A 16,789-nucleotide genomic window follows, 5' to 3' on the forward strand; every position below is an offset into this window, starting at 1 on the left:
TTTCACGATTCCATAAGCAAAAATTATCACACAAAGTCGAGAAGAGCCGGGACGGGATGATAGGAGATGAAACCCTTATAGAGAAAGACATTGCTGCGATATTTGTCAATTGTTTTCGATCTAGAGCGAGCTAATCAATTAAGTCTCTTGTCAGATAAGGATTTAGTCGATTTATGCCACCCGATCGAACTATACCAAGTAACGAAGAACCGTGATCAGTGAACTGAAAACTCACATCTGATAACTGACTCCGGACTGCCGATTACTGATTTGACATTTGGGCGGTGATTACGGTGAGATCGATCGCCCTTTCCCCCCTTCTGATTCTTAGGGGTAAAGATTGACCGATCCAGGCTTTTTCCACCATTTCCTGTAACTCAGCGCCATCGCTAACCGGTTGATTATTAGCTTTAACAATCACATCCGCGCGACGGATCCCGGCTTTTTCGGCATAAAACTGGTCTTCGCTTAACCCGGTCTATCGATTGTGTAAAACCGTGTGGGTAGCAGGAATAGGATAGCCCGCTTCACCGAAGGATTCATAGATAACCTTATTAGTGTCAAAATAGACCTGCCAATAGTTATCGTTACTGCAATAGGGACGTACTGCTAAGAGAAGTCCGGAGGGATTAAATTCTAAAATTTCCACATCGGGAGCGGGATCAGTCAAAACATTGGGGATACGGCTAATTTTATCCTTTAACAGAGCGATCGCTTCTGGGACATTTACCCCGTGACTTAATTGAGCGGTCAACTCCACACGACGATAGGGATTAGCGGAAAAATTTTGAATATTCCCAGAAAAAATGCTGTTATTGCCGACTACAGTTTTAATGTTGTCAGGAGTGTTAATAGTAGTGGCAAATAAACCCAATTCGTCCACCGTGCCAGTTATACCTCCCGCAGAGACAAAATCGCCCACCTTGAAGGGACGGAACATAACTAAAAAAGCCCCGGCGGCAAAATTGGCCAACAGCCCCCCCCAGGCAGCCCCGATCGCAATACCAGTAGCGGCTAAAAGTGCGGCAAAAGAAGTGGTTTCAACGCCAAAAAAGCCCAAAATCGCCACGATCAGGACAACTTGCAGGGCAATGAGGATGAAAGAAATGATATATCTAATGATGGTAGGATCGACGTTGCCCTTCGCCAAACTGGTTTTGAGCAGATTAACCGCTAGATTAATCAACCATTTACCGATAAACCAGAGTACGATCGCCCCGATTAATTTCGCCCCGAAGCTAATCGCTAAATCCCTGATAAAGTACATTTGATTGCTAACTTGAGCCGGATCCATAGTTATTATCCTCGCAAAGAAATAAAGCTAATTTACACACAGATTATAGGGGCGAGAGGAAAAACCGAGAACTCTCTCAAGGAAAAAAACCGATTTGGTGATGGGGAGTATTTTCAGTGAACAGTAAACAGTGAACTGAAAACTTACATCTGATAACTGATAACTGATAACTGATTACTGATTACTGATTACTGATTTGACATTTGGGCGGTGATTACGGTGAGATCGATCGCCCTTTCCCCCCTTCTGATTCTTAGGGGTAAAGATTGACCGATCCCGGCTTTTTCCACCATTTCCTGTAACTCAGCGCCATCGCTAACCGGTTGATTATTAGCTTTAACAATCACATCCGCGCGACGGATCCCGGCTTTTTCGGCGGGGGTATTGGGTAGGACTTTCACCACCAAAATTCCCGACACTTCCGGGACGATCATGGCAGAATTGGGGTTTTGATTATTAGCCCGGGCTAAATCGGGAGTTAGATTAACCATCTGCACACCGATATAGGGATGGGCCACCTTTTGACCTGATTCTAGGGTTGCTTGTAACTGTTTGGCCCGGTCGATGGGAATGGCAAAACCGATCCCCATGGCATCAGCACGAATCGCCGTATTGATGCCGATGACTTCCCCTTGGGCGTTGAGTAAAGGACCGCCGGAATTGCCGGGGTTAATAGCGGCATCGGTTTGGATAAAATCAATGCGTTTATCGGGAATACCCGCCTTAGCCGCCGAGCGCCCGATCGTGCTAATAATTCCTAAAGTTACCGTATTATCTAGACCGACGGGATTGCCTACTGCGATCGCCCAGTCCCCCACTTGTATGGATGCGGAATTGCCCAGGACGGCCACAGGTAATTTTTCCCCTTGGGGATTAATTTTCACCACGGCTAAATCAGTGATCTCATCAGTACCGCGTACTTCTCCCTTGAAGCTACGACCATCTTTTAAAGTTACCGTTACCTTATCGGCATTATCGACCACATGGGCATTAGTTAAGATTAAACCACTGCCATCGATAATAAAACCCGATCCCTGGCCCGCCACTCGCTGCTGGGTGGGAAGACGAAACTGTTCTCCAAAAAACTCCTGAAAAAAAGGATCATCAAAAAAGGGGCTATTGGGACGAGTAATGATCGCTTCGGTGTCAATTCGCACCACTGCCGCACCTGTGCGGGCCACTGCCTTAGCGACAAAACTTTCCGCCGTCATCTCCGGGGGAATTCTGGCCAGATCGGCGGCAGCAGTGGGCAGATTTTGAGCATTTACCGCCGCTAAACTGCTAAAACCGAGCATAACTCCCAGAAAAGTTGCCAAAGCGTGGGTAATAGTTCGCCGTAACCCTGTAGGAAGTTTCATACTTTCTTTGATCTCTGAATTCTGATGTTTTAACTGTTTCTGTCTATCGGTTGACAGACCGACTATTAAAAATCTAACAAATCGATCGCTCCGTTTAAATCCAGAAATAACCGACGATTGACACCAAATCCGTCTGCTGGCGGATTTGGTGATGGTTTGCCGTTTACTAATCTCTGATCACTAGGGGCGATTGCAGGGTAATATTTAAATCTCGATCGGGGTTAACAGAGTATAACTGCGCGGAACTACCACCGACAATTCCCGCCGTCGGTAAACCCCATCCTGCAAGGGTTCCCACGGCTGCCCCCGCTAAGACATCGAGAACTTCGATCTTGCGATCGCCCGTAAGGGCAGCGATCGCTGTGGCTGCCCCCGCACCGGCGACGGTTCCCGCTAAGATATCTTGAGTTTTTGCCCCTTTACGCACGGTTTCAGTGGTAGTAATTAATCGCGAAGTGGCATTGAGGGGAATAGTGCGATTACCCCCATCGAGGCGAATTTCCTCGGCAATAAACCGCACACCTTGGCCCATCGCTTGTAAAGTACCCTTGACTTCACTTCCCGCTGCAATCACCACACTCCCATTCCGGTTACGAATATCTCTGGCTACGGTTAAAGTCAGAGGAATAACATCACTTTTAGAAACTAAAATTTTATCGGCTTTCTCGTAATTCAAAGGGATAACTGTTCCCGCCGGAATCGAGATTTGTTGAGCGATGAGACTTTGCCGATTAATATTACTTTGAGCGAGGACGGGAAAAGTGCCGGACGTGGAACCCATGAGCAGGGTAATCAGTAAGGCTGTACTGGCTCTGGTAACAGGATTGATAGACATAGCGGTTATCCTCTCAAAAAACAACAGTGAACTTTCTCTGTTTCTAGATTATTTTTTTCTGTCTGTCATGTCAGTCCCCTCCACAGGGAATTTTTTCCCTTTCTATAGGGAAAAAAGTAGAATGGCAGAATTTCTGCATTTTGTCCATCGACCGCAAAAGAGAGTCGAAAAGCCTAGAATGGTAAAAAACCTCGGATTGCCATCGTCTATGGAACTCGCTGCCGGAAAAATCCTTAGTCATCGCTACCAAATTATCCGTCAATTGGGAAAAGGGGGATTCGGACAGACTTTTTTGGCCTGCGATCGCCAGTTACCCAATCAAAATCGCTGTGTGATCAAACAATTTCAACCCCAGTGCCGGAATGCCGAAACTGTAGCCATCGCTAGACGACTCTTTGAAACCGAGGCGAAAATCCTGCAAGAATTGGGCAATCATCGCCATATTCCCCGTTTATTTGCTTATTTTGAGGAAAATGGGCAATTTTTCCTCGTGCAAGAATACATTGAAGGGGAAGATTTAGCCACAGAAATTACTGCCGGTGTCTATAGGCAAAATGAAGAGAAAGTAGTGGCTTTATTAACAGAAATTCTCTCAATTCTCGAATTTGTCCATCAGAAACAGGTGATCCATCGCGATGTTAATCCCTTCAATCTTATTCGTCGCAGCCAAGATGATCAATTGGTTTTAATTGATTTTGGTGCTGTCAAACAAATTAGCACTCAAGTAGTTAAAGAAGGTAAAACCGTTTCTACAGTCGCTATCGGTACCCCCGGTTATTTCCCCAGTGAACAGGCCCAAGGTTATCCCCGTTTTAGTAGCGATATCTATGCCACTGGTATGATTGGATTACAAGCTTTAACCGGTAAAGCTCCCCAAGATATTCCCTTGGATGCTCCCACGGGGGAAATTCTCTGGCAACATTTGGCCATGACTAGCGCCGAGTTTAGTGATGTTATCGATCGCATGATCCGCTATGATTTTCGTCAGCGTTATACCAGCGCCAGTGAAGCATTAATCGCTCTGAGAAAATTAGGAAAAATTCATCATCTCGATCCGAAAATTACCCAGGCAGTGAAATCTCAAAGTCAAGTTGCTCGTCAAGGGAAATCTTTGCTAACAAAAATCTTGTTTGTATCGGGGACAATTGGTTTAATAGCTGGTGCTTATCTGGGGTTTGACTATTGGCAAAATTCTCGTAATTCTCTTGGTTACTATCAACAAGGTCAGACTTTTTATCAACTCAAACGTTATACTGATGCCCTTAATTCCTATGGTCAAGCCTTAAAAATTAATCCCGATTATCTTGAGGCATTGCAAGGAAAAGCCGATGCTTTATTGGCTTTAAAAAGATACTCGGAAGCTTTAAATACCTACGAAAAAGCTATTCAAATTAACCCAGATTCCGCTTGGCAAGCTTGGCTCGGTCGCGGGGAAGCTTTAGATAAATTAGATAAAAATCAGGAGGCTTTAGAAAGTTTTGAGCGGGTCTTATCTCTTAATCCTGCCGCTAGTCAAGCTTGGCAAGGTAAAGCCGATATTTATCTAGAACTGCAACAATATTCCGCCGCCCAAAAAGCTCTTGACAAATTGTTAACTTTTCAGCAAAATGATGCCAAAATCTGGTATAAAAAAGGCTGGTCATTACAAAATCTTGAGGATTATGAAGGGGCAGTTAAAGCCTACGATCAGGCTCTAGCGATCGAGTCAGATAATGCCTTAATTTGGTATCAAAAAGGTAATAGTTTGTATCAATTAAATAAAATTAATAATGCTTTAGAAAGTTATAGCAAAGCCGGACAATTTAATCCCCAATTTTCCCAAGCTCACTATAGTCAAGGGATTATTCTGCAAAAATTAGGCCGCAATTCAGAAGCTTTGGAGGCATTTACTCAAGCAACTAAAGCCAATTCTAATTATTATCAAGCTTGGTTAAATCAAGGCGCATTACTTCATCAACTGGAAAGATTTCAAGAAGCGATCGCATCCTACGAAAAAGCTCGCCGTATTTCTTCCCGAAAATCTGAAGTTTTTATCGGTATCGGTAACGCTTGCTATCGTTTAGGCGACTATTCCCAAGCCATAACCGCCTATCAACAGGCGATTCAAAGACAAAAAGATAACCCCGAAACCTGGAAAAGTTTAGGCAATAGTTGGTTTAAACTCGGTCAATACGAGCGAGCGATTCAAGCTTATCAAGAATCACTTCGTTATCGTTCCAATGACCAAGAAGTGCAAACACAAAAACAACTGGCAGAAACTCGCTGGCAAGAACTTCAGCAATCTCCCCAAAACCCAACCCCGAAAGTGGATAGCGAGGAACCAGTTCCCTAACTTCCGCTCTTTTTTCAGATAGTGATGCAATTCAGACTTGAATTGGCCAACCTATTGCTATAACATATAATCAATTTGCAAGAGTTCTAATTATTCACTACCAGCTAATCAGCGATCGCTATTTTAGTTCAGTATAAAAATTCTGCGCTATCCATAGCGTGGTAGGAAATGGGAGTTAGAAGACAAAACAGGATAGACTTTTCTCTAGTCCGATCGATTTTGGTGGCCATGAAGGATTTATTGGCGATTTTTAGCAAGGAATTAAGCTCTTGGTTTCGGCGCTGTTGGTTAGCGATACTCTTAACCGGCAGGGTTTTTTACTTCCTATTCACGCGCAAACCCGATTGGCGCGTCACCCAAGAACAAATGGTGGCAGCCGGGCCTGCTTCCCTGATTATTGCCATGATCACGGCTGCGGTGATCGGGATGATCTTTACTATCCAAGTGGCCCGGGAGTTCCAAGCTTTGGGTGCTGGCAGTATGGTGGGGGGAATTTTGGCCCTTGCTCTCGGTCGGGAACTCTGTCCGATTATGATGGCGATCGTGGTAGCCGGTCGGGTAGGATCGGCTTTTGCGGCGGAAATCGGCACCATGAAGGTGACAGAGCAGATCGACGCACTCTATATGCTCAAAACCGATCCCGTGGAATATCTGGTGCTGCCTCGTTTAATTGCCTGTTGTCTGATGGTTCCCGCTTTGAGTATTATGGCGTTGCTGATCGGTTTAGGTAGCGGTTTGCTGGTCGGCCAAAGTTTATACGGGATTGCTAATTCAGTTTTTCTCGACTCGGTTCGCGGTTTCCTGCGCGTGGGAGACGTGCTGAGTGGACCGGTTAAAGGGTTGGTTTTTGGGGCTTTAATCGCGATTATCGGCTGTAATTGGGGTTTAACGACCGATGGCGGTGCTAAAGGAGTTGGCCAAGCTACGACCGCAGCCGTAGTCACTATGCTCTTAGCGATTTTTGTATCTAATCTGCTGATGACTTGGATCTTGTTCCAAGGCTCTGGTAATAGTTCGGTTTTATTTGGACAGTAAAGTTAAAAACGCTCATTTTCTAGCCATTGTTCTAAATCCTCTACTGACTGAAAATCTAATAAAGCTTCTCCTAAGTTTTCTAAATTTTGGCTCTTCGGTTCGTGTTATGCAATGGACGGGAGTTATAAGGGATGGAACCCTTATAGAGAAAGGCATTTAGCAATTTTTGTCAATTGTTTTTTATCTAGAGCGAACTAATCAATTAAGTCTCTTGCCAGATAAGGATTTAGTCGATTTATGCCCCCCTATCGAACCATAACAAGTAACGAAGAGCCGTATTTTTTTCCGTTTGACGCACTTGATTGATATAACCAGAAAGCAATGATAACCCGCCGATCAAACCACCTTGTCCAGTTTTAGCCTCCGCTAAAAAGTCGCCGTGCATATCATTGGAATGTAAAATCGTAAACTTTTTGAGTTTTGTTGTAGTTTCAACCATGAGCCTCTCCAGTAGTTTGAGTTGATTAAATGAAAGAGATAGTTTGATTTGGGTACTGCGAACGGTTTAAAGCTTGGCTTTCTGAATACCGTCAGAAGCTTGGTCTGTGATTTCTTCTAGCCGATCCAGAAAAAGTTCAGCTTTTAGCAGTTTAGGCTCTTCGGTTTGTGCTATGCAATGGAGGGGGGTTATAAAGGATAAAACCCTTACACAGAAAGACATTGCTTCGATTTATGCCCCCTGATCGAATCATGCCAAGTAACGAAAAGCCTAAGCTTATAGTATAGCATAACTCGCGCCAATCAGGATGAGAGCATCTCAAAAGCTATTGACAATTGGCCAATTTTGTGATCCTCATGGGCATTTCAGGTGATACAAGTCAATCAAAATAGTTACGAAATCTTAACATTTGGTCGATTTTTGCTTAACAATTGAGATGGCCAATTCTCCTCAAATATGCCTAAATCGCCGACTGGGTAAGCAACTCAGACAAAGTTGATTTTGTCAAAAATTGTTAAGATGCGCCACCTTGTCCTGTACTTAGATTGTGTCTAGCTACTTACAATCGGAAACAATACTTAAACAAAATGGCAATGCTTCAACAGAGCGCTTTTCAATAGGAGATGATATTCTTTTTCGGGGATAGTATAGGACCCAAATCTAGCCAGATGGGGATTTTGCATTTGGGCATCAAATAGACAGAAATCCCGTTCTCTGAGGTGTTCAACTAACTTGACCATGGCTACCTTAGAACCATCGGGAATTTTATAAAACATCGATTCTCCGATAAAAACCCCGCGAATTGCTAAACCTAAAATCCCCCCCGCTAATTGATCCCCTTGCCAAGTCTCGAAACTGTAGGCCCAACCGGCTTGGTGTAATTGCTGATAGATTTGGATTAACTCCGGGGAAATCCAAGTCAGCGAGCGATCGGCACAACCGGCACAAACCCCAGCAAAATCGCGGTTAATAGCCACGGTAAAGCGATTTTGATTCAAAACTCGTTTTAGGGACTTGGGATAGCTAAAACGCCGATCTAGAGGAATAAGAGCGCGATTTTTACTAGAATACCAATCCAATCGCCCCCCCTCATCAGCCATGAGAAAGTAACCGCGTGCGTATCCTTGTATAATAGAGGCGGTATCCACAACTCCCCCCAAGAATTCAGTCTCGTAGCCTGATCATTCTCTAATTATGCCCGATCATCCCGCACCAATTCCGCCTATTACTTTACCACCGATCGAAAACCCCCAACAGGAACAAACTTGGCTGCGCACCGCTTTGCATCGTTGGTTAGATGCGGAATTTATTCCCGAAGCTATTAACGATACTATCGCTGAACGTGCTAGTCAAATTTTTCTGCGTCAGCGTTTGGAAGGGGAAAACGATCTCGGTAACTTGGTGATTGCGATCGTTACCGAGATGCAAGCTTTTGATTTCCGCGAAAGTTTTTATAGTGAATTTGCCATCGCTAACGCCGTTAGTGATTTAATTTTAGATAGTTTAGGGATCAATCGCTGTTGTGGGCAAAGTTAGACAGTTTTTCTCTGCTATTGGAGTTTAATTTCTATTAGCTGCTCTGCTAATTTTTTTGTACGAATGGGGTAAGCTGCACTGCCTATTAGAAATTTTAGGACAAATGATCAAACCCTCTCTTCTCGATCATAGGCGGTCTTAACCAGTAATTTAGATAGTCAACAGCTTATTGCTTATTTAAGAAGTTAACAAAATCTTTAATCGACAAGAATTAATTGATAGTTGTTGGGAAGGTTTAATTAATTTCCAACCCAGCGATCTCAGCGATTGTATAGGCTGGTCTGCCTTTAACTTCTTCGTAAATTCGCCCGACGTATTCCCCTAATATGCCAATACTGATCAATTGTACCGAACCCAAGAAAAACACAGCGATCAAGATAGTAGCTAAACCAGTAACAGGAGAGTCGGGTTGCTGTAAGCGCCAGTAGAGAACCAGTAAAGCCATCAACAGGGCAATTAAAGCAGAAAATAAGCCTAAATAAGTGGAAATACGCAGGGGAATCTTAGAAAAAGACACCAAGCTATTAATCGCTAAAGCTAGGGATTTTTTAAAAGTGTATTTGACTTCGCCAGCAAACCGGGGATCCCGCTCAAATTTAACAGCAGTTTGTCGGAAACCAATCCAAGCGCGCAAACCGCGAATATAACGATTCCGTTCTGGCATAGAATTTAATACTTCCACCACCTGACGATCCATCAGACAAAAATCCCCCGTGTCCGCAGGGATATCCACGTCGGCTAATTGTCGCAGCAATCTATAGAAAACGTAGGCAGTTAGGCGTTTAAACCAACTTTCTTTTTTCCGTTTTGTTCTCTGGGCGTAAACCACATGATAACCTGCTTGCCAAGACTCAATCATTTTGGGAATCAATTCCGGTGGATCTTGCAAGTCGGCATCGAGGACAACAATAACTTGACCCCTAGCGAAATTTAGTCCTGCTGTTACTGCTGCCTGATGGCCAAAGTTGCGAGCAAAGCTAATGTAACAGACCCTAGCATCTCTTTCCTGTAGTTCCCGCATTAATTTTAAGGACCGGTCCCCACTGCCATCATTAATCAGAATCAGTTCCACAGAATCATCTAAACTATCCATGACGGCACTGACACGGCGATAGAGTTCTGGAATGGTTTCTTCCTCGTTATAAATCGGGATAATTAGCGAATATTTCGGCATTTTCGAGAGGTTGAACGGACAAAAGCCGTGTTTTTATGGCGGCCGCTACGCTAAATATTCTGCTAAAGTATCCCTTTTGTCAACTTAATAGATTACTGCTAGACAGTGCCTTTGAACTACTCTCAAGGTCGTTGAGAGCTTCCTATTTCACGGGGGACTGCCTTAAGACGAACTTACGCCCAGCTTTTGGTCTTACATCCCCTCCAGAAGTTTTTATAGTGAATTTGCGATCGCTAACATCGTCAGGGATTTAATTTTAGATAGGGTTTGCTGAATAAATTTGAAATGTAGGCAAAGTAAAGGTTTTGGGGCTTTTCTCGCGAAACAGGTGCAAGATTTTGAGAGAATCGTCGTTCAAAACCTTGCGTCTTCATCGGCCCGCGTCCTGTAGGGGCGAAGCATTCGGACAATAACCTATCGGTGAAAAGGTAGATTTTCTATCCGAATGCTTCGCCCGTACTTATTCAGCAAACCCTAGATAGTTGAGGGATTAATCGCTATTGTGGGCAAAGTTGGACAGTTTTTCTTTGCTATTGGATTAAATAGCCAAGGAATGATCGACCATTGCTTGCCGACGTAAACAATTCCAGTAGGCTGCATAGAGATCCGTCTGTTGACCGCGTAGGGAAGCGATCGCAGGTGCGGCAGGAAAAGGCCAGAGACGATCAAAAACCACTTCTCGATGAGCCAGACGAAACTGTAGCAAATAAACGGAAGCAGGAGCCTGTAAATTATCCAGTAATTGCGCTGCCAGCCGATATAAAGACTTAAGACTCTCTCTTTCTAGACTAATCGGCTGACTGTAGGCATTAGGGATCATACCCTCCCCGATTACTTCACCGTATTCTAAACCCTTAGATGTCACCGTGATCGGCAACCAAAGATCCCCAAAAGAAGAATCTCCCTGACTGGTTTTATAGTGCAGGGTATGGGCAACCCAAGCGCGTCTTTCCTCGATATCCCGACAAGCTTGATAAACTTTTTTACCCGGAAAATTCACCCAATTGGGTAATTGAATTGTTAAGGGACACCAGATTAAATTATTTTGGCCGGTTTTACCCGACTCCATTTTTGACCACAAGGAAGCCGTCCCCGTCACCTCCACCGCCAAGGATTTAGGAACCGCATTTTTTAAGGCAATCACCATTTTTTCGGTAACGGGCGATAGCCGAGACATCTGACCACTGGCTTGAGCTTCGGCATTAACGAGAATGATAACTTTGTCCATTTCTTCTTGTGGGTTGGGTAAACTTGAACGATCAGCGGTGAGGTTGGTTAAGAATGCGAACTGACTGGGGTTCAATGCTTCTGTAGTCGCCATGGCAAAAGCTATTTCTCTGGATTTTAGCGAATTATACAAGAACGCAACGATTTTTTACAGATTTTTTCAACAACAACCATATTGAAGGGGGCATTTTTCTTCTCCCCCTCATAGAATACCTTAAGTAATCAGTGATCACTAATCAGTGATCAGTGAACTGAAAACTCAACTCTGAATAACTGGTAACTGATCACTGAAATTACTCGTCTTCGGCGAAAATAAAGCGAGTTAGTTCACTAGGATCGGGTTCGGGGCTAGATTCGGCAAATTTAACCGCTGCCTCGATTTCAGCTTGAATTTTCTCCTCGATTTCTTTTAATTCTTCTCTCGTGGCCAGATCTCGCTCGTAGAGGTAGGCGGCAAAGCGAGTGATCGGATCTCTTTCGCCCCAGAATTGTTTCTCGTCAGCACTGCGTAACTCGTCGGGATCTGCTAGAGAGTGACCCCGGAAACGATAGGTTAAGGCCTCAATCAAAGTCGGCCCCTCACCGGCGCGGGCGCGGGCCACGGCTTCTCTGGCGGCGGCATGAACGGCGACCACATCCATACCGTCCACTTCCACACCGACCATACTAAAAACACTGGCTTTTTTATAGATTTCTGGTTGAGAAGTGGCTCGATCGTGGGCCATTCCGATCGCCCACTTATTATTTTCCACCACATAGATAATCGGCAACTTCCAGAGGGCGGCCATATTCAGACACTCAAAAAACTGGCCATTATTACTCGCCCCATCCCCAAAGAAACAGACCGTTACCTGATCGGCACTGGCATCACCCATGGCTTCCCGACGGTATTTACTCTGAAAAGCCGCCCCGGTAGCGACGGGAATCCCCTCGGCCACAAAAGCATAACCCCCTAAAAGCTTATGTTCGGCGGAAAACATATGCATGGAGCCGCCCCGTCCTTTACTACAACCGGTAGCTTTGCCGAATAACTCCGCCATCACCTCTTGAGCGGGAACTCCGGCACTAAGGGCGTGGACGTGATCGCGATAGGTGCTAGAAACGTAATCTTCTCCCTGACGCAAGGCTTTAATAATACCGCTAGATATGGCTTCCTGACCGTTGTAGAGATGGACAAAACCGAACATTTTGCCGCGATAATACATTTCGGCACATTTATCTTCAAACATCCGCCCCAAAACCATATCCTCGTATAGGCGAAGACCTTCAGCTTTGGTGATAATGATGGAAGCAGGATTAAAGGTTGGTAAAGTACGTTCGGAAATCATAGGGTCTGTAGTATCATTTAGACAACAAAAAGGCAAGGGGAGAGGAAGCGGTAGATTTTTCGAGAATTCTGGCAGTGAATTTTTTGGTCTTAAACCAAGGGGTTCTTGGTATTTTCTCTCTCAAATCTAATCTTAGTCAGTCAGAGATTGGCTAGGATAAGATGGTATCTTGTTATTTTACTCGCTCCGCTCTCACTTACATCATTTAATTCACTAAGGACTCTCCAGAGTTGAGGTACAGCTAACCGTGCGAATTCCTCTTGACTACTACAGGATATTGGGAATCCCTTTTCAGGTGAATGCCGAGCAGATTGATTTGGCCCACGCCGATCGGGGACGGCAATTGCCACGTCAAGAATACAGTCAAACAGCGATCGTTGCCCGTCAGCACTTGTTAGATGAAGCTTACCAAGTGTTAAGTGATCCAGATCGCCGTCGTGATTACGATGCCCAATTTTTCGCTCCCAATCCCCTGCTTCTCAACCCAGATAGCAGCGCCGAAAACCTCGATTCTCAGGGTGGGGAGGTGGCCGCCGCTTCCTCAGAATATCCCACTCCCCAGATTACCATTGCCCCCGCCGATCTGGTGGGAGCTTTGCTCATCCTGCAAGAGTTGGGAGAATACGAGTTAGTGATTCGTTTGGCTGAAACTTATCTAGATTTGGAGCCAACTACTCGCCCAGATATGATCTTAACCTTGGCTTTGGCCTACGGGGAATTAAGTCGGGAATATTGGCAGGATAAAAATTATGAACAGGCGGCCAGCACCGCAGCCAAGGCCTTGATCTGCTTGGAACAAGAACAAATGTTCCCACAAGTGGCCGGCGAGATTCGTCATGATTGCGATCGCTTGCGTCCCTACCAGGTTCTGGAATTGTTATCCCAAGAAAAAAACCCCGGTCTTGCCCGTCAGCGGGGCTTAAATCTCTTGGAGGATATGTTGGCCGCTCGCGGTGGCATCGATGGCCAGGGCGACGATCGCTCTGGGTTGGGGGTGGATAATTTTTTACGCTTTATTCAACAGTTACGGGTTTATTTGACTCAGGCCGAACAGGAGAAAATCTGGGCAAAAGAGGCAGAACGCCCCTCGGCGGTGGGTAATTATCTGCTGGTTTATGCCTTGATTGCCCGCGGTTTCGCCCAAAAACAACCCGCCGCTATTGTGGCAGCCAGCGATCGCCTGCAGCAATTACAAAAACATCAGGATGTTTCCATCGAGCGATCGATCTGCGCCCTGCTGCTCGGTCAAACCGAACAAGCAAGCACAATTTTAGAAAAAAGTCAAGAGCAAGAAATATTAAATTATATTAAGGAACAATCTGGGCAATCTCCCGATCTTCTACCTGGGTTATGTCGTTACGGTGAGCGTTGGTTACAAACAGAAGTTTTCTGCCATTTTAGTGATTTAGTCGAGCGGAAAGCCTCACTCAAAGAGTATTTTGCCGAGGAAGAGGTACAAAATTATTTGGAAGAATTGTCAGGTTTTCCTGACGAAAAAGTTCCCGTGTCAGTTCAAGAAAAGGTTGGGGAACCTTTAGAATCGGAAGTAAATGTTCTCAAAACCCACACCCCCCCCACCCATTTAAACCCAGTGCCAGGAGCGACACCGATGAGGGAATCTGCTTATTCTTCCCATTCTCGTCCCCAAAAACCGTCTTTAGCTAGAGCTAACGGTGAGCGGACAGGCACTGCTGTACCTGCCCTGAGAGCCACCCCTCAGCAGGAAACTTTCACCCCCTATACTCAGGGCAGTGTGGTGGTGACAGCAGCCGATCGTCAACCGGCACTTAATCCCCCCCGTCGTCGTCCTAGTCGCTCGCGCCACCCAGCAGCGGGCAACTCCGGGCCAGCAGCCGTAGAAACGGTAAAAACTACCCTAGTCGCACCGAAACGGAGACGACCAGTCCGCAGAAAACTACGACTCGATCGAGTGGCGATATTGGGAGTAGGATTAGTGGGAACGCTCGTGGTTTTGTCCTTGGGGGTAAAGGCAATTGTCGATAGTCAATCTCCTTTGGCAGCCTTGCAAGGGGAACAGTTACCGATTTCTTTAAATACTCCCATACTAGAAATTCCTTCGGCTAACGCGGAGGTGATGGAAGGGAATCCCTTAGACAAGGAAAAGGCCAAGGAGACGATTCAAGCTTGGTTAGCAGCAAAATCGGCGGCTTTTGGCAGTGAACACCAAAAAGAGCCATTGAAAGAGGTTTTAACGGGTTCAGCTTTGGAAATTTGGCAAAAACGGGCGGCGGCTTTACAGGGAAATAACTATTGGCGCTACGATCATCAAGTGGATGTGCGATCAGTCACTAATAATGCGAAAAATCCTAATTTAGCCACGGTGGAAGCGATAGTCAACGAAAAGGCCATGTATTTCCATAATGGCAAGGAAATTGTCAATCGTTCCTATAATGAGTCCTTGAAGGTGCGCTATGATTTGGTACGGCAAGGAGATAAATGGTTGATCGAAAAAACCCAAGTCTTACCCTAATTTTTTCCGATTAAATCCCCAAAAACTAGGCTTTAGGCTGCCTGCACACCCAAAAAAGGCTGCATGGCAGCCTTTTCAGTGGGAAGTGGGGAAGTGGGGAGAAGGGAGCAGGGAGAAAAAAGCTGATAACTGATAACTGATAACTGAAGACCGACTCCTGCAAAAGCAACCTTTGTACCTCACTATTAAGATAACTTCTATATCTTTAGACTGATAAATGCTCGATTCTCTTAATATTTTTTAACATAAAATCTGCTCTTTGATTGCTGTAATTGGTTCCCTAGAAGTCAAGCTAATGAGTTATAATCGTAGGTAGGGATCCATAGTTCTTAGAGGAAAAAAGCGGGGCAATCTCAATGTTTTGCTCACCCACAAGACCATGATTTTGATCTTTTAAAAATCTCGCATAAGTCTTTAAGAACTTTTAAAATCAGCATTCACACAGGAGGGATATTATGACAGGTAAGAGTAAACGCGGTTTTGCCTCTATGGATCAAGCTAAACAAAGGGAAATCGCTAGTAAAGGTGGTAAAGCTGCTCATCAAAAAGGGACAGCCCACGAATTTACCTCCGAAGAAGCTCGCGAAGCGGGACGAAAAGGTGGTGAAGCGGTTAGCCGAGATCGGTCCCACATGGCAGCTATTGGACGGGAAGGGGGCAAAAATTCTCACAAAGGCAGTCGCAAAAACTTAAACTCCGGGGAAAATTCCCCAGTCAACGAGTCTATAGGTGAAAATTCCTCAGATTTTGGCAACTCGGAAGCAAATAGTTGACTTTGGTTGACTTTTTCTGGGACTGAAAGGGTTTTGGGGTGTTGGGGTTTTTAGCTAAATTCCCCATTCCCCCATTTCCCCATCCCCAATAGGGACTTGCGTAAAAATAAGATGCCAGCTAGGAGGGCAGAACCGTCACATCCCATTTGGGCAAAGTTTCAGAACGCTGCCAGAAAGGTTGCAATTGTTCTAGTTCTTTAGCCAAAGGTGGTGATTCGGTAGGAAATTCGTTCGAGCAAGAGTTTATCAATTAATTGTTTGGTTTCGTCAGATACGGTTTTATTAGTGGGATTGATCACAAACTGACGACCACATTCTTTACACTGACGTTTCGGCTTGCCATGATGTGTAGAACCATTTTTGATGGTATGATAAGAACCACATTGGGAGCATCCCAATTATGTAATGAGTATAAATGCTCAGAAGGGTAAGAAGGCTTTTGTAGTAACGATTCTGGTTCCAATCACACAATTTAGAGAACCGTTGAAAATCTATGAACTCCCGAAAAGGCTTGCCATATAAGTATTTCGCATCTAAGTACAATTGCTTATTGCAAAAGTGGGATGCTCCCGGGATTCTGCCCCTCCTTCGAGTAAATCTCCCATTGTGGGTATCGAAGGTATGTTGGGTAGTGATTCGGTAGTAGTGGTAAGCCATCTTGCTTATCTGGACTGAGTTGTGTAGAATATTTACTAATAAAAATAATTGCTTGATAAATGTTGGGGATTTGCTTTTTATGATTGCTATTTTTATCAATATCTTCTCTTGGATAATTAAACTTTGGTTAAATTACGATGAAGATTTAGAACATTGTCTTCTGACAAAAGATTCACAAACTTCAACATCTTGTTGTCCTAAATGTGGTTGGGAGCATCCCAATTTTGCAATAAGTATAAATGCTTAGAGACTAAAAACGTTAGCTAAGGCAAAATAAAGAGAAACAATTAAACGGTAGAATCATGAATAC

Annotated in this window: 13 protein-coding genes and 3 pseudogenes; 5 read left to right on the top strand and 11 right to left on the bottom strand. The window is 44.7% G+C overall.

Going from position 1 to position 16,789, the window contains the following annotated elements; translation table 11 throughout:
* Nucleotides 1-262: 262 nt before the first annotated feature.
* The 4 genes and pseudogenes from H6G40_RS15195 to H6G40_RS15210 all read right to left on the bottom strand — a co-directional run.
* A pseudogene (locus H6G40_RS15195) lies at nucleotides 263-451 on the bottom strand (PDZ domain-containing protein); the annotation flags it as partial.
* Nucleotides 452-478: 27 nt separating this feature from the next.
* Nucleotides 479-1,294 (bottom strand): mechanosensitive ion channel family protein, encoded by an 816-nt coding sequence (locus tag H6G40_RS15200; protein WP_069475339.1) that lies wholly within the window; start codon nucleotides 1,292-1,294, stop codon nucleotides 479-481.
* Nucleotides 1,295-1,482: 188 nt separating this feature from the next.
* Entirely contained in the window at nucleotides 1,483-2,652 is a 1,170-nt protein-coding gene (locus tag H6G40_RS15205) for an HhoA/HhoB/HtrA family serine endopeptidase (protein ID WP_069475338.1), read from the bottom strand.
* A gap of 166 nt (nucleotides 2,653-2,818) precedes the next feature.
* Nucleotides 2,819-3,487: a hypothetical protein gene (locus H6G40_RS15210; protein ID WP_042790849.1), complete on the bottom strand. Its 669-nt coding sequence runs from the start codon at nucleotides 3,485-3,487 to the stop codon at nucleotides 2,819-2,821.
* Between the two features lie 208 nt (nucleotides 3,488-3,695).
* Here H6G40_RS15210 and H6G40_RS15215 point away from each other — a divergent pair, with 208 nt between their 5' ends.
* Nucleotides 3,696-5,819: a serine/threonine-protein kinase gene (locus H6G40_RS15215; protein ID WP_069475337.1), complete on the top strand. Its 2,124-nt coding sequence runs from the start codon at nucleotides 3,696-3,698 to the stop codon at nucleotides 5,817-5,819.
* 228 nt (nucleotides 5,820-6,047) lie between these two features.
* Nucleotides 6,048-6,854 carry an MlaE family lipid ABC transporter permease subunit gene (locus H6G40_RS15220; protein WP_002736708.1) on the top strand — a complete coding sequence of 269 codons (807 nt, stop codon included), beginning with the start codon at nucleotides 6,048-6,050 and terminating at the stop codon, nucleotides 6,852-6,854.
* A gap of 2 nt (nucleotides 6,855-6,856) precedes the next feature.
* On the opposite strand, the pseudogene H6G40_RS23980 reads toward H6G40_RS15220, so the two are convergent.
* From H6G40_RS23980 to aat, 3 genes and pseudogenes are all read right to left on the bottom strand, one after another.
* Nucleotides 6,857-6,943 (bottom strand): annotated as a pseudogene (locus tag H6G40_RS23980) (DUF4351 domain-containing protein); the annotation flags it as partial.
* Between the two features lie 146 nt (nucleotides 6,944-7,089).
* On the bottom strand, nucleotides 7,090-7,293 hold the full coding sequence (locus H6G40_RS15230) for a hypothetical protein (RefSeq protein WP_069474329.1): 204 nt from the start codon (nucleotides 7,291-7,293) through the stop codon (nucleotides 7,090-7,092).
* 578 nt (nucleotides 7,294-7,871) lie between these two features.
* Entirely contained in the window at nucleotides 7,872-8,453 is a 582-nt protein-coding gene (gene aat / locus H6G40_RS15235) for a leucyl/phenylalanyl-tRNA--protein transferase (RefSeq protein WP_036396144.1), read from the bottom strand.
* Nucleotides 8,454-8,487: 34 nt separating this feature from the next.
* Between aat and H6G40_RS15240 the strand changes: the two genes are divergently transcribed.
* Nucleotides 8,488-8,829 (top strand): hypothetical protein, encoded by a 342-nt coding sequence (locus H6G40_RS15240; protein WP_069474330.1) that lies wholly within the window; start codon nucleotides 8,488-8,490, stop codon nucleotides 8,827-8,829.
* 235 nt (nucleotides 8,830-9,064) lie between these two features.
* Here H6G40_RS15240 and H6G40_RS15245 read toward each other — a convergent pair whose 3' ends face one another.
* The 3 genes from H6G40_RS15245 to pdhA all read right to left on the bottom strand — a co-directional run bounded on the left by H6G40_RS15245 (nucleotide 9,065) and on the right by pdhA (nucleotide 12,558).
* The gene (locus tag H6G40_RS15245) at nucleotides 9,065-10,003 is read right to left on the bottom strand and encodes a glycosyltransferase family 2 protein (protein WP_069474331.1); all 939 of its coding nucleotides are present in this window, start codon (nucleotides 10,001-10,003) and stop codon (nucleotides 9,065-9,067) included.
* A 538-nt stretch (nucleotides 10,004-10,541) separates the two neighbouring features.
* Nucleotides 10,542-11,324, bottom strand: coding sequence for a hypothetical protein (locus H6G40_RS15250; protein ID WP_002777147.1), 783 nt, complete (start codon nucleotides 11,322-11,324; stop codon nucleotides 10,542-10,544).
* Nucleotides 11,325-11,523: 199 nt separating this feature from the next.
* Nucleotides 11,524-12,558 (bottom strand): pyruvate dehydrogenase (acetyl-transferring) E1 component subunit alpha, encoded by a 1,035-nt coding sequence (gene pdhA / locus H6G40_RS15255; protein WP_002733307.1) that lies wholly within the window; start codon nucleotides 12,556-12,558, stop codon nucleotides 11,524-11,526.
* 247 nt (nucleotides 12,559-12,805) lie between these two features.
* Here pdhA and H6G40_RS15260 point away from each other — a divergent pair, with 247 nt between their 5' ends.
* A complete protein-coding gene (locus tag H6G40_RS15260) occupies nucleotides 12,806-15,049 on the top strand; it encodes an IMS domain-containing protein (protein WP_042790316.1) in 2,244 nt (747 codons plus the stop codon).
* A 455-nt stretch (nucleotides 15,050-15,504) separates the two neighbouring features.
* Nucleotides 15,505-15,822, top strand: coding sequence for a KGG domain-containing protein (locus H6G40_RS15265; RefSeq protein ID WP_002732376.1), 318 nt, complete (start codon nucleotides 15,505-15,507; stop codon nucleotides 15,820-15,822).
* A gap of 219 nt (nucleotides 15,823-16,041) precedes the next feature.
* On the opposite strand, the pseudogene H6G40_RS15270 reads toward H6G40_RS15265, so the two are convergent.
* Nucleotides 16,042-16,214: pseudogene (locus tag H6G40_RS15270) on the bottom strand (IS1/IS1595 family N-terminal zinc-binding domain-containing protein); the annotation flags it as partial.
* Nucleotides 16,215-16,789: the final 575 nt, after the last annotated feature.

This window comes from Microcystis viridis FACHB-1342 (genome assembly GCF_014698335.1).
Taxonomy (GTDB): Bacteria; Cyanobacteriota; Cyanobacteriia; order Cyanobacteriales; family Microcystaceae; genus Microcystis; species Microcystis ichthyoblabe_A.